General features: G+C 65.0%; 14 protein-coding genes. 8 read left to right on the top strand and 6 right to left on the bottom strand.

All coding sequences use genetic code 11. From position 1 onward, the window contains the following. Positions 1–113: 113 nt before the first annotated feature. Positions 114–287 carry a hypothetical protein gene (locus tag I6F28_RS24540; RefSeq protein ID WP_192893250.1) on the bottom strand — a complete coding sequence of 58 codons (174 nt, stop codon included), beginning with the start codon at positions 285–287 and terminating at the stop codon, positions 114–116. Positions 288–471: 184 nt separating this feature from the next. Here I6F28_RS24540 and I6F28_RS24535 point away from each other — a divergent pair, with 184 nt between their 5' ends. After that, a complete protein-coding gene (locus I6F28_RS24535; RefSeq protein WP_036005037.1) occupies positions 472–660 on the top strand; it encodes a hypothetical protein in 189 nt (62 codons plus the stop codon). Here the strand turns inward: I6F28_RS24535 and I6F28_RS24530 are convergent. The 5 genes from I6F28_RS24530 to I6F28_RS24510 form a co-directional block, all read right to left on the bottom strand. Further along, on the bottom strand, positions 657–1,142 hold the full coding sequence (locus tag I6F28_RS24530) for a metallophosphoesterase family protein (protein WP_225141470.1): 486 nt from the start codon (positions 1,140–1,142) through the stop codon (positions 657–659). The genes I6F28_RS24535 and I6F28_RS24530 overlap by 4 nt on opposite strands. Before the next feature lie 14 nt (positions 1,143–1,156). Next, positions 1,157–1,375, bottom strand: a complete 219-nt coding sequence (locus I6F28_RS24525) for a DUF6894 family protein (protein ID WP_036005044.1) — start codon at positions 1,373–1,375, stop codon at positions 1,157–1,159. Between the two features lie 126 nt (positions 1,376–1,501). Continuing rightward, the gene (locus I6F28_RS24520; protein WP_225141468.1) at positions 1,502–3,268 is read right to left on the bottom strand and encodes an SDR family oxidoreductase; all 1,767 of its coding nucleotides are present in this window, start codon (positions 3,266–3,268) and stop codon (positions 1,502–1,504) included. A gap of 87 nt (positions 3,269–3,355) precedes the next feature. Next, the gene (locus tag I6F28_RS24515; protein WP_225141466.1) at positions 3,356–4,273 is read right to left on the bottom strand and encodes a glycosyltransferase family protein; all 918 of its coding nucleotides are present in this window, start codon (positions 4,271–4,273) and stop codon (positions 3,356–3,358) included. Between the two features lie 10 nt (positions 4,274–4,283). Then, complete coding sequence (locus I6F28_RS24510; RefSeq protein ID WP_057029924.1) at positions 4,284–4,571, bottom strand: hypothetical protein; 288 nt, start codon at positions 4,569–4,571, stop codon at positions 4,284–4,286. 340 nt (positions 4,572–4,911) lie between these two features. Here I6F28_RS24510 and I6F28_RS24505 point away from each other — a divergent pair, with 340 nt between their 5' ends. From I6F28_RS24505 to I6F28_RS24475, 7 genes are read left to right on the top strand one after another with little or no spacing between them, the layout of a single operon-like run. After that, positions 4,912–6,012 carry an inositol-3-phosphate synthase gene (locus tag I6F28_RS24505; RefSeq protein ID WP_225111874.1) on the top strand — a complete coding sequence of 367 codons (1,101 nt, stop codon included), beginning with the start codon at positions 4,912–4,914 and terminating at the stop codon, positions 6,010–6,012. Beyond that, the gene (locus tag I6F28_RS24500; protein WP_225141464.1) at positions 6,012–6,608 is read left to right on the top strand and encodes a histidine phosphatase family protein; all 597 of its coding nucleotides are present in this window, start codon (positions 6,012–6,014) and stop codon (positions 6,606–6,608) included. Before I6F28_RS24505 ends, I6F28_RS24500 begins: the two co-directional genes overlap by 1 nt. After that, the gene (locus tag I6F28_RS24495) at positions 6,605–7,708 is read left to right on the top strand and encodes a CgeB family protein (RefSeq protein ID WP_225141462.1); all 1,104 of its coding nucleotides are present in this window, start codon (positions 6,605–6,607) and stop codon (positions 7,706–7,708) included. Before I6F28_RS24500 ends, I6F28_RS24495 begins: the two co-directional genes overlap by 4 nt. A gap of 2 nt (positions 7,709–7,710) precedes the next feature. Then, complete coding sequence (locus I6F28_RS24490; protein WP_036023674.1) at positions 7,711–8,511, top strand: nucleotidyltransferase family protein; 801 nt, start codon at positions 7,711–7,713, stop codon at positions 8,509–8,511. Continuing rightward, positions 8,508–9,275, top strand: a complete 768-nt coding sequence (locus tag I6F28_RS24485; RefSeq protein ID WP_074448197.1) for a TIGR04290 family methyltransferase — start codon at positions 8,508–8,510, stop codon at positions 9,273–9,275. Before I6F28_RS24490 ends, I6F28_RS24485 begins: the two co-directional genes overlap by 4 nt. After that, positions 9,272–10,222 (top strand): glycoside hydrolase 5 family protein, encoded by a 951-nt coding sequence (locus I6F28_RS24480; protein ID WP_225141460.1) that lies wholly within the window; start codon positions 9,272–9,274, stop codon positions 10,220–10,222. Before I6F28_RS24485 ends, I6F28_RS24480 begins: the two co-directional genes overlap by 4 nt. Continuing rightward, on the top strand, positions 10,210–11,415 hold the full coding sequence (locus I6F28_RS24475) for a phosphopentomutase (RefSeq protein ID WP_225128989.1): 1,206 nt from the start codon (positions 10,210–10,212) through the stop codon (positions 11,413–11,415). The genes I6F28_RS24480 and I6F28_RS24475 overlap by 13 nt, the downstream gene beginning before the upstream one ends. Positions 11,416–11,615 lie beyond the last annotated feature (200 nt).

Raw genomic sequence — 11,615 nt, 5'->3', positions numbered from 1 at the left:
GCCACCTCCCTGCCCGAATGCCGCTCCGGCGGAGGCGGTCGCCAGCACGGCGAGCAGCACCAGACCTGTCCTGCTCATCGACTGTCTCTTGGTGCATCTGTTGAGGTCGAGCATCATCGATCCTGCTGGTAGCCCTGGTTGGTCGTGTTCTGCTTGATGTTGCCGTGGCGGCCCTGGGTATCGAAATTCTCGCGGCCCGGCTCCCGTTCTGTCGGCTCGACGGCCGGATCGGAACCGGGTCCCTTGTTGCTCCGCTGTTCTTCGGGGACTGGAGGCATCTTTGACATGTGCTGCTCCTGTGTCGATGGTTCGCAATGTCGAAATAGAACAATGAGTTGTCGCAGGGGTCGTTCCTGCGCCGATCGCCGCAGCGCGAGACAGGGAACACCGCGCTGCGTCCCGGGTTGATCAGAGGGTGCTGCCGCAGCCCATCCTGCGAGCTCGACAGGGAAACTCTCGACGGGGAAACACATGCCAAAGGCGACTGAACCTGAAACCGATCCGCGAGAGACACCGCTCGACGATCCGCGCCGGAAGACCGATATGCCGACGCACCGGCAGACGGATAAGCCTTGGCAAGGCAATCCCGAGAAGGAACAGATCGATCCGGAACGGCCGCCGCTGGATCTGGAGCGGTGGCAGAAATCGAAGACGCACTAGCAGCGGAGGCCTGCTGGCGTGTCGAGATCGTGAATGACCGGCCGCAGCGGCCCGCCGGAGTGCAGTTCCATCGTTGCCAGCGTAATCGGCAGCTTGAAGCGGCGCTTCCCTGCGCTGCCTGGATTCAGATAGAGCACGCCGTTGATGGTTTCGATCCGCGCGCGGTGGGAATGCCCTGAGACCACAACATCTATCCCGAGCTGGGCAGGATCGATCGTCAGCTCGTTGAGGTCGTGCAGGACGTGGAAGCTGCGGCCGCCGAGGCGCAGCGTTTGTGTTTCGGGAAAGCGTTCAGCCCACGTGCCCCGGTCGACATTTCCCCTGATCGCGGTGACGGGTGCGATGCGGCAAAGCCCGTCCATCACCGCCTGGGCGCCGATGTCGCCGGCGTGGATGATGTGCGAGACGCCGGCGAGGCAGCGCTCCGCCTCGGGCCTCAGCAGTCCATGTGTGTCGGCGATCACCCCAATCATGAACGTCATGTCAGATCACGGCTTCAGTGCACTACATCCAGCGGCATCCGGCCGATTTCCTCACCATCCTCATTCGTGACGAGGATCGAGAGGTGGCGGCCCTTGAGCTCGGGACGCTCCTCGAGCAGGCGCCGCGCAATCTCTTCGGCGACATCCAGAGCCTTGATGTCGTCCGGCAAATCGGCACCTCCCTCGTCGGCTACGGTTTCAGAATCCACCAAATCAAAATGATAGCGCGGCAACGTCTGGTCCTCGGGTGTTCCCGCAGGAACGCGCGGTCTCAGGGCTTCGTTCCGGCGCCGGAGCCATCTGCGGTCCGGCGGGCGGGCATCGCCGTCGATCCTCGGCGAGGGAACTGCCCGCGGGCCTCAGGAGCGGCGCCGCCGCGTCCTCGCGCGGGGTCTGGAACGGCCCGCCCTCGATGCCGCGAATGCCAAGCCGGCAGCGATCCCGAGCACCACGAGCCCCTTGCTGAGCACAGCGGCCGGCGGAACCTGCTTCCGCACCAGCCAGCCGCCGTCGACGGACGTGCCCTGCGGACCCGCTTCGAGCAAGGTGCCTTCGTTCCTTGCTGCGGGACGCGCGCGCGACAGCAGCCAGCGGAATGCAGCTCCTAGGATATTCTCGGTGATCTCAGGGGCAATCGCATAGGCCAGTTGCCCGGCGCGCGCCGGCCACCCCACGGCCATCTCGTCACGCGGCGCGCGGACGAGGCTCAGGAGGGTCTGGGCTACATCTTCGGATTGATAAAGCAGCGGGCCAGGATCGAGCCTTCGTCCGGAAACGTTGGCGCCGTGGACGAAGCCCGGCGTATCGACCATGGACGGAAAGACGCCACAGACGTGAATGTCGGGATGAGCCCGGAGCTCCTGACGCAAGCTTGCGGTGAAGCCGCGCAGGCCGAACTTGCTGGCGGTGTAGGCTGCGGCAAAGGGCGTCGGCGCCCAGCCGTCGAGCGAGATGTTGTTGATCAGGACACCGCGGTTCTGGCGAAGGAAGATCGGAAGCACCGCGAACGCACCATGCATGGTGCCGAGCAGATTGACCTCGATGGTCCGGCGATGAAGCGCGATGTCTGCGTCCTGATAGGCCCCGAACACGCCCGTGCCGGCGTTGTTGATCCAGACGTCGATGCCGCCAAAGGACTCGTCCGCCGCACCGGCCAGACGCTGCACCGCCTCCGCGTCAGTGACGTCGGTTGGCACGGCCAGGGCCCGGCCTCCGAGCGCCTCACACTCGGCAGCAAGCCGCATCAAGACCTCGCCGCGGCGTGCGGCGAGGACCACGCTTGCGCCCTCGCGGGCAAAGGCCAGCGCCGCGGCGCGGCCGATTCCACTGGAGGCGCCGGTGATGACGACGCGCGTGCCGACCATCTGCCCGTGCTCGCGTCCCGAGACGTCCGCGGGAAGCAGCCAGCGCAGGGATCGCCGCAGGCGTGCCGTTCCCTGTGTTTCGAACCAGTCGCCATGCGCAAAGATCACCCGCTCCGGAGCCAGCTTCACGAGCCGCTCGCCCGCAGCCCGCGCCGAACGGCCGCCGAGGCGGAGCAGCAGCCGCAGATAGACCGGGGCCTTCCCGTCCGGCTTGGCAATGCCGAGCAGACTCGCCGCGGCTGTATTCGAGGCGCTGAGGTGGTGGGGATCGAGGTTCTGCACGATATCCGTCAGAACCAGCGTCCGGCTCCGCCTGTCGAACAGCTCGACCTCCGAGAACATCGGAGCATTCACCGACACCGTTTCGAGGTCGGCGGCCCATTCCTCCGGCGTCGTGTCTCCAAGCTCGCGATCGACGCGGAGGCCGGCCGCCCGCACCTGCCTGCGCGCCGCAAGGCCGCGCGCAGCAAAGATCGCGGCCTGCGGCAGCTGCCTTTGCCATTCTGGCAGGAACATCCAGTGCGCAATATTCGGCGCCAGCAGGTATCTGATCGTGCCCAGCCGCTCCAGCTCTTCGCGCAAAGCCGGCGAATATCTCACCGGCGAATGCAGCACGAGGTCGCCGTTCGACAGGCGGATGACAGTCATCCGCACGGGCAGTTGCAGGCCGGCGGCGTTGATCGGCTTGTCGTTCACGATCCAGATATCGTCGGTCACCTGCGACAGGCTGGCAGTCGACACACCGGCGTCGGAACTTTGCATGAGCGTCTTTCCATTGCGAGGGCGTTGCACCAAAGCGCGTGGGCGGCGCTCGTTCCTCATCAATGTCTTGGAAAGAACGTCTGGAAATCACATCGCCGCGGTCGTTCGACCTCCTTCGAGCCGCACCCGTAGCGCGTTGCGGGCGTCGGCGATGACATCGACCCAATCGCCCGGCCGTGTTTGATGAAACAGCCGCAGGCTCGGATACCAGAACGAACGCGCACCGGATTGGGGCCAGCGCCAGTCGCAATCGGCATGCAGCAAGACCCAGGCCTCGCATCCCAGCGCGCCCGCAAGGTGTGCCACCATGGTGTCGACACAGACGACGAGATCGAGCTGCCGCAGGCGATGGCCGAGAGCGACGATATCAGGCGTGCTGATGTCCCGTGCCCCGATCGCCGCGAGCTCTTCGGTGCTGGCGCCGCGCTGGAGCGAATGGAGCGTCACGCCGGATCCAGCGAGATTGCGCAGCAAGACGGCCGGAACCTCCCGCCGCTTGTCCCACTCACCGACTTTCCAGACCAGGCCGACGGCCAGACTTTGCAGCCGAAGCGGTTGTACGGCAACAGGAGGGAGCATCAGGTAGGGAACGCGCATCTCGACCTCATCGCGGCGCGCTCTGATAGCGTGCGGCACCTCCATGATCTCGATGTCGACCTCGAAAGCGCTCTCGGGCGCACCATCATGCAGCGGGATGGCGCGATCGACGCCCGCTGCGCCCTCGACCATCGGCAGCAGCTCGGGTTGACACCACAGGGTGACGCTGCGCGCAATCGCGCGAAGCGGCTTCATGAAGCGCAGGAACTGGATGGTGTCGCCGAGTCCGTGATAGCAGCGCACCAGCACGTGCTTATCTTGCAGGTCCTCGCCGCGCCAGATCCGCTGGAGATGGCGCGGGCCAGTGTGCTTGGGCGGATGCGCGATCTCCAGCAAATCTCGATCGTTGATCCGCCAGGCGCGCCCAAAATCGCCCGCCCTGATCGCTTCCGCCCAGCCGCCCGCCATGTCGCGGTCGCTAGTGTCGCACGAACTTGTGGAATCGACTGAGCTTGCCGTCCTTGGTTCGATCCTGATGCAGGAACGCGATGCCGGCTTCATCGAACTTCTCGAAGAACGCATCCCAGCTGATGCGATCCAACGCTTCATCCGGCGGATCGAAATCAATACGCAGGATTCCGGCGTGGCCACCCTCCTCCGTCGCCTTCACGGTCGCCGGCTTCCCGCCGCGTTCTTCGGCCCATTTCTGGATGACGTTGTGATCGGTGGTCTCGTGGGCTTCGCTGTTCTGTGCCTTGGATGTCATGTCACACCTCGTTCACTAGGCGTGCGATGAACGCCGCACCGCATCGAACCATTGGCCGACAAACGCGGGCCGCAGTGATTGGTTCTTCGCGGCAGATACGAAACGGTCCGCGTGAGGCGAGCATCATCTTCTTCATCTTCATCATGAAAGTCGTTCGTTCCGAGCTGGCGGTACGGGACTTTATCCCATGTTAAGCGCGTCGCATTTTGTCGCGATGAATCGGCCCACGGCGTGCCGCTCGCATCTCCTTCCCAGGAACGAACATACCTTCCACACGTTCGCCGACGTACTTACACCGACTCTTGCACCGACGCCGCATGCTTCCGGAGGGCTTCATTCCATGCATTCTCGTCTCCAACACAGGCGCCGCGTGCGCGTCGGACTCGTCGGCGTCGGCAATTGCGCGAGCTCCTTCGTCCAGGGCCTCACCTACTACCGGAACGCCAAGTCGAACGAGCCGGTCCCGGGACTGATGAATGCAGACCTCGGCGGTTACCATATCAGCGATATCCAGATCGCTTCGGCGTTCGACGTCAACGCCAACAAGGTCGGCCGCGACGTCGCCGATGCGATCTTCGCCGCGCCCAACAACACGCACCGTTTCTCCGACGTCGCGCCGACAGGCGTGATCGTGCAGCGCGGACCGGTCCTGGACGGCATCGGGCATTATCTCACCGACGACGTTCCGATTGCGGAGGTGCCGGAGGCCGACGTGTCCGAAGTGCTGGCGATGTCCCGCACCGACGTTCTGGTCTCCTATCTTCCGGTCGGCTCGCAGCGTGCCAGCGAGTGGTATGCGGCGCGCGCCATCGAGGCCGGCTGCGGCTACGTCAATTGCATTCCGGTCTTCATCGCCTCCAATCCCGAATGGCAGCGCCGCTTCGAGGAGGCCGGCCTGCCGATCGTCGGCGACGACATCAAGAGCCAGGTCGGTGCCACCATCCTGCATCGCGTGCTCGCCAATCTGTTCCGCGATCGCGGGGTGCGGCTCGACCGCACTTACCAGCTCAATGTCGGCGGCAACACCGATTTCAAGAACATGCTCGAGCGCGAGCGGCTGGCCTCGAAGAAGATCTCCAAGACCCAGGCCGTGACCAGCCAGTTCGACGTCCCCATGGACCCCGACAACATCCATGTCGGACCGAGCGACCACGTGCCGTGGCTCACCGATCGCAAGCTCGCCTTCATCCGCCTGGAGGGAACGACCTTTGGCGGCGTTCCCCTGAGCGCCGAGGTCAAGCTCGAGGTCTGGGACTCCCCGAATTCGGCAGGCGTCGTGATCGACGCGGTGCGCTGTGCCAAGCTCGCCATGGACCGCGGCCAGGCCGGAGCGCTGACCGGCCCTTCGAGCTATTTCATGAAATCGCCGCCGCAGCAGTTCACCGACGAGGAGGCCGGACGGCGGACACGCGCCTTCATCGACGACAAGGCGTTTGCGTGATGGCTGGGATCATCCATCTCGTCCGGCACGGGCATCATGCCCTGCTCGGCCGCATCCTGTGCGGCCGGATGAAAGGCGTCGCGCTCGACGATCTCGGCTGTGCGGAAATGGCGCGCTGTGCCGGCACCATCGCGCCGCGGCCATCGCTCATTCAGTCCAGTCCGCAACGGCGCTGCATGCAGTCGGCCTGCATCCTCGCGGCGCATTTCAGGCTGCCGGTCGAGATCGTTCCCGCCCTCGACGAAATCGATTATGGCGAATGGACCGGACGATCGTTCGATGAGCTGGCGCCGGATCCCAGATGGTCGCGCTGGAATGGGCGCCGCGGCACCAGCCGTCCGCCCGGTGGCGAGAGCATGCGGTCGCTTCAGAACCGCATGGTCGCTCATCTGGAGCAGCTGCGTGGCGATCGCAATCTCGACGCCGTGGTCCTCGTCAGCCACGCCGAGCCGATCCGCGCCGCGCTGCTGCACTATTCGCGCACGCCGCTCGACCAGTTTCTTTCGATCGAGATCGATCCGGCCAGCATCAGCACGCTCCGCGCCGACAGAAGCGGCATGAAGATCACCAGGATCAACCAACGGGTGACGGCGTGAAGATCATCATCTTCGGCCTGACAATCTCGTCTTCCTGGGGCAACGGTCACGCCACCTTGTGGCGCGGCCTCTGCAAGCATCTCGCGCGTTCGGGACACAGCGTCGTCTTCTTCGAGCGCGACGTGCCCTATTATTCCGGTGCCCGGGATCTCTACGAGCTGCCGGGCGGCGCGCTCCGACTGTTCGCGAACTGGGACGATGTGCGGCAGGCGGCAAGCGCGGAGGTCCGTGACGCCGACGTTGCGATCGTGACCTCCTATTGCCCCGATGCGATCGCCGCGACCGAGCTGATCCTTGCTGAGGATCGTGCCGTTCCCGTGTTCTACGACCTCGATACTCCGGTCACGCTGGCAAGGCTCATCGCCGGCGAGGCCGTTCCCTATATCGGCCCGCGCGGCCTGCGGGACTTCGCGCTGGTGCTCAGCTTTACCGGCGGGCCTCACGTTGCGGACGAATTCCGCAACAGGCTCGGCGCGCGCGACACGCGGCCGCTTTATGGGCATGTCGACACAGACATCCACCATCCGGTCGCGCCGCAGCCGCATTATCGCGCCGATTTGTCCTATCTCGGCACCTACTCCGAAGACCGCCAGCACACGCTCGAGGCGCTTTTCGTTGCGCCCGCGCGGGCGCGCCAGGATCTCCGCTTCCTGATCGGCGGCGCGCAGTACCCGGACGATTTCCCATGGTCGCCCAACATTTATTTCGTGCGGCACCTGCCGCCGTCCGAGCACGCGCCGTTCTTTGCCTCATCGCGGCTGACCCTCAACGTCACCCGCCGGGCCATGGCGGAGATGGGCTGGTGCCCGTCCGGCCGGCTGTTCGAGGCCGCGGCCTGCGGTGCCCCGCTGCTGAGCGACGACTGGCCCGGAATAGCGGACTTCTTCGCGCCCGGAGAAGAGATCCTGATCGCACGCGACGAGCACGACGCGCTTGCCGCACTCGCGATGCCGGATGCCGAGCTCAGGCGCATGGCCCTGCGCGCCTATGAGCGCACCATGGACCAGCACACATCCGACAAGCGGGCGCGTGAACTGATCTCGATGCTCGAGCAGATTGCGTCGAGCCGCATCAGCCGGCAACAAATCGAGGAGGCCTGATCATGTGGGGCATCGTTCCGGCCGCGGGCCGCGGCAGCCGTATCCAGCCGCTTGCGTTCTCGAAGGAATTGCTGCCGGTCGGCAGCCGGCATGACGACGGTACCGACCGTCCCTGCGCGGTCTCCGAATATCTGCTGGAGCGCCTCATCCTCGGCGGCGCGGACAAGATCTGCTTCGTGATCTCGCCCGGCAAGTCCGACATCCTCGAATATTTCGGCGACCATTACGGCAGCGCCGAGCTCGCCTATGTGGTGCAGCCCGAAGCCTCCGGCCTGTGCGACGCGGTGTTCAGGGCAAGCACCGTCGTCGGGCGGCACGAAGACGTCATGGTCGGCTTGCCCGACACGGTGTGGTTTCCCAAGGCGGCCCTGCAATCCCTGCCCGAGGCAGACCTCTCGTTCCTGCTGTTCCCGGTCGAGCACCCCGAATTCTTCGATGCGGTGGTGCTGGACGGCGAGCAGGTGACGGAGATCCAGGTCAAGCAGCCGAATGCAGCCTCGCGCTGGATCTGGGGTGCTTTCAAGATGTCGGCCCACGGCTTCCGCCAGCTCCAGGCGCTGTGGCACGCACGCGAACGCCGCGACGAATATTTCGGGACGCTGGTCAATGCGTACCTTTCGGCCGGCGGCAACGGCATCGGGGTCAAGGCCGGCGAATCCTACGTCGATGTCGGCACCATCGACGGCTATCGCACGGCAATGGCCCTGCTCGCCGAGGGCGTCGAGGGCCGTTCCAAGTCGCGGACCCGCGCCTCATCGGACGGGGCCCGGCCGGTCTCAATGAATAACGGAGCGATTGCATGACCAGAGGCGCCCTCTCCCGCGAGGAAATCCGCCAGCGCGTCGATGCGCTGGGGCCATGGTTTCACAATCTCGACCTCAAGGGCGTGCCGACAGCGCCGTCGCACTTTCTCGGCGACTACCCCAATGTGAAGTGGCAGCGCTTCTCCGGCATCATTCCGGACCGGCTCGAAGGCAAGACCGTGCTCGATATCGGCTGCAATGCCGGCTTCTACGCAATGGAGATGAAGCGGCGCGGCGCCGAACGCGTGCTCGGCCTCGACACCGACGAAGAATATCTGGCCCAGGCCCGCTTCGCGGCCGAGGTGAACGGGCTCAGGATCGAATTCCGCAAGATGTCGGCCTATGATGTCGGGCAGCTGCGCGAAAAGTTCGACCTCGTGATCTTCATGGGCGTGCTCTATCATCTGCGACACCCGCTGCTGGCGCTGGACCTGATCCATGAGCACGTCGCCGGCGATCTCCTCCTGTTTCAGTCGATGCTGCGCGGCGACAGCCGGGTCGATGCGATCGAGAAGAATTACGACTTCTGGACTACCGATCAGTTCGATTCCTCCGGCTACCCGAAGCTGCACTTCATCGAGCACAAATATGCCGACGACCCCACCAATTGGTGGGTGCCCAATCGCGCCTGCGTCGAGGCCATGCTGCGCAGCGCCGGCTTTGCCATCGCGGCCCATCCGGAAGAGGAGGTCTATCTGTGCAAGCGCACGACGCGGCCGCAGGTCGACGGGCCGGTTTATCCGTCACGGGAGGCGAGCCGATGATCGAGGCTGCCAAGATCTGGAACGAGCCCAACAACAAGTCGCATTGGGACCTGCTGATCGACCCGGACTGGGCGATGTTCGCGAATCTTGCCCTCGCGGCGGGAAAGGCTATGCGCAGCGCGCATCCGACCTTGCCGCGCGTGCTCGGCGGCATTTCGCCGATCGACCCGTCCTTCATGCGCAGCATGCAGGCGCGCGGCGTGCTCGACCACGTCGACGCCGTCGCCGTGCACGGCTTTCCGCTCGACTGGAATTTATGGCAGATCGGAGAATGGCCGGCCAAGATCGAGGAGATCAAGGCCGTCACCTCGCTCCCGGTCTGGGTGACCGAGGTCGGCGTCTCCTCGTTCGGCGCCGAGGAGGTGCAAGCCTGGGGCCTGTCGCGCACCGCCGACCTTCTGATCGGCCGCGCGCCGCGCATCCACTGGTACAGCCTCTATGATCTCCCTTCGGCCTGGGAGGCGACCACGCGGCACAAGGAGGCCGAGGGGTCCTCCTATTACCGGCATTTCCACATGGGCCTGCTGCGCGAGGATGGAACGCCGAAAGCCGCGGCGGAGCTGTTCGGCCAATACGCCGCCGACATGGGCCTCTGCCAGTGGTTTCATTTCGAGGACCATCGTCTCGATGATGCCGTGCGCTGGATGCGACGGTTCGGCGTGCGGCACTTGCGGACCGGCCTGTCATGGGCCGACAGCTTCCGCCCCAACGCACTGGACTGGTTCGACCGCCAGATGGATGCGCTGGCCGAGTTCGAGATCACTGTGACGTTCTGCTTCACGCCGGAGCACCGCGGTCTCGAACCGCATCACACCAGCCCGCCGCTCGACGTGAACGAGTTCGCCGATTTCTCCGCGCAGATGGTCGAGCGCTATTGCACGAAGACCGGTCTCGCCTCCTCTAGTGGCGTCTCCCCGCCGATCAGGGAGCCGACATGCGTGCCCTGATCCTGGTGATGGATTCCGTCGGAATCGGCGCCGCGCCCGACGCCGCCAATTACGGCGACGAAGGTGCCGACACCATCGGCCACATTGCGGATGCATGCATGGCCGGGCGTGCCAATAGTCCGCAGCGGGAGGGGCCGCTGTGCCTGCCAAATCTCGTGGTGCTCGGCCTCGGCGAGGCCTGCCGCCTTGCGACGGGGCGCGTCCCGCCCGGGCTCGACGGCCGGGTTCAGGGTGCGCGCCATGGATGCGCCAGCGAGATATCGAGGGGCAAGGACACGCCATCCGGCCATTGGGAGATCGCCGGCGTGCCTGTCGCGTTCGACTGGGGCTATTTTCCAAAGATCCAGCCCTGCTTCCCGCGCGATCTCGTAACAAAGCTGTGCGAACAAGCCGGACTGCCCGGCATCCTCGGCAACTGCCACGCCTCCGGCACCGACATCATCGCCGAATTCGGCGAGCGCCACATGCGCAGCGGCGAGCCGATCTGCTACACCTCGGCCGACAGCGTGTTCCAGATCGCGGCGCACGAGGAGACGTTCGGGCTTGAGCGGCTTTACGACGTTTGCACGATCGCGAGACGGCTGGTCGATCCCCTGAACATCGGCCGCGTCATCGCGCGTCCGTTCGTCGGAACGGACGCAGGCAATTTCAAGCGCAGCTCGCACCGGCGCGATTTCTCGGTTCCGCCGCCCGAGCGAACCATCCTCGACCTTGCAGAAACTGCCGGCCGCGACATCGTCACGATCGGCAAGATCGACGACATCTTCGCTCATCGCGGCACCGGGAGAAACCTGCGCGGCGACGGCAATGCAGCGCTGTTCGATGCCACGCTCGATGGGCTTGGAGGCCTTGCAGAAGGCGGGCTTTTGTTCGCCAACTTCATCGATTTCGACACGCTCTACGGCCACCGCCGCGACGTCGCCGGCTACGCAGCGGCGCTCGAAGCTTTCGACGCCCGCCTCCCCGAGCTGCTGAGCCGGCTGCGAAGCGACGATCTCCTCATCATCACCGCCGATCATGGCTGCGATCCGACCTGGAGCGGCACCGATCATACGCGCGAGCAGGTCCCGATCCTGGCGTGGACCGCGCAGTCAACGGCTCCGATCGGCCGACGCGCCGGCTTTGCCGACATCGGCGCGACGGTTGCAAGACATCTCGACCTGCCGGCGCCACTTCATGGCGCGCATTTCTAGCCGGGATTCTAGCTGGGATTCACTTGGGTTATTGATCCAGGTTAGAGAAATTTTCGTTTGTAGGTTTCGCAGGAACGAACATTCCTTGCACCGCTTCTAACTCCCAGACGTGACTGGCGCGCAGGTCGCCCGACCAAGCAAAGGCGCGCTTCAACTCTCATCATCGGCTGGTCCCGAACGGATCGGTCCCATGCGGCACG

Origin of the sequence: Bradyrhizobium sp. NBAIM14, assembly GCF_020193895.1 — a bacterium.
Taxonomy (GTDB): domain Bacteria; phylum Pseudomonadota; class Alphaproteobacteria; order Rhizobiales; family Xanthobacteraceae; genus Bradyrhizobium; species Bradyrhizobium yuanmingense.
Note: the sequence above shows the minus strand (reverse complement) of the source record. Positions and strands in the feature narration are given on the sequence as shown.

Excerpts from the sequence above, each read along its gene's own strand:
- I6F28_RS24540 (WP_192893250.1), bottom strand. The coding sequence starts at position 287 with ATGTCAAAGATGCCTCCAGTCCCCGAAGAACAGCGGAGCAACAAGGGA.
- I6F28_RS24535 (WP_036005037.1), top strand. The coding sequence starts at position 472 with ATGCCAAAGGCGACTGAACCTGAAACCGATCCGCGAGAGACACCGCTC.
- I6F28_RS24530 (WP_225141470.1), bottom strand. The coding sequence starts at position 1,142 with ATGACGTTCATGATTGGGGTGATCGCCGACACACATGGACTGCTGAGG.
- I6F28_RS24520 (WP_225141468.1), bottom strand. The coding sequence starts at position 3,268 with ATGCAAAGTTCCGACGCCGGTGTGTCGACTGCCAGCCTGTCGCAGGTG.
- I6F28_RS24515 (WP_225141466.1), bottom strand. The coding sequence starts at position 4,273 with ATGGCGGGCGGCTGGGCGGAAGCGATCAGGGCGGGCGATTTTGGGCGC.
- I6F28_RS24510 (WP_057029924.1), bottom strand. The coding sequence starts at position 4,571 with ATGACATCCAAGGCACAGAACAGCGAAGCCCACGAGACCACCGATCAC.
- I6F28_RS24505 (WP_225111874.1), top strand. The coding sequence starts at position 4,912 with ATGCATTCTCGTCTCCAACACAGGCGCCGCGTGCGCGTCGGACTCGTC.
- I6F28_RS24500 (WP_225141464.1), top strand. The coding sequence starts at position 6,012 with ATGGCTGGGATCATCCATCTCGTCCGGCACGGGCATCATGCCCTGCTC.
- I6F28_RS24490 (WP_036023674.1), top strand. The coding sequence starts at position 7,711 with ATGTGGGGCATCGTTCCGGCCGCGGGCCGCGGCAGCCGTATCCAGCCG.
- I6F28_RS24485 (WP_074448197.1), top strand. The coding sequence starts at position 8,508 with ATGACCAGAGGCGCCCTCTCCCGCGAGGAAATCCGCCAGCGCGTCGAT.
- I6F28_RS24480 (WP_225141460.1), top strand. The coding sequence starts at position 9,272 with ATGATCGAGGCTGCCAAGATCTGGAACGAGCCCAACAACAAGTCGCAT.
- I6F28_RS24475 (WP_225128989.1), top strand. The coding sequence starts at position 10,210 with ATGCGTGCCCTGATCCTGGTGATGGATTCCGTCGGAATCGGCGCCGCG.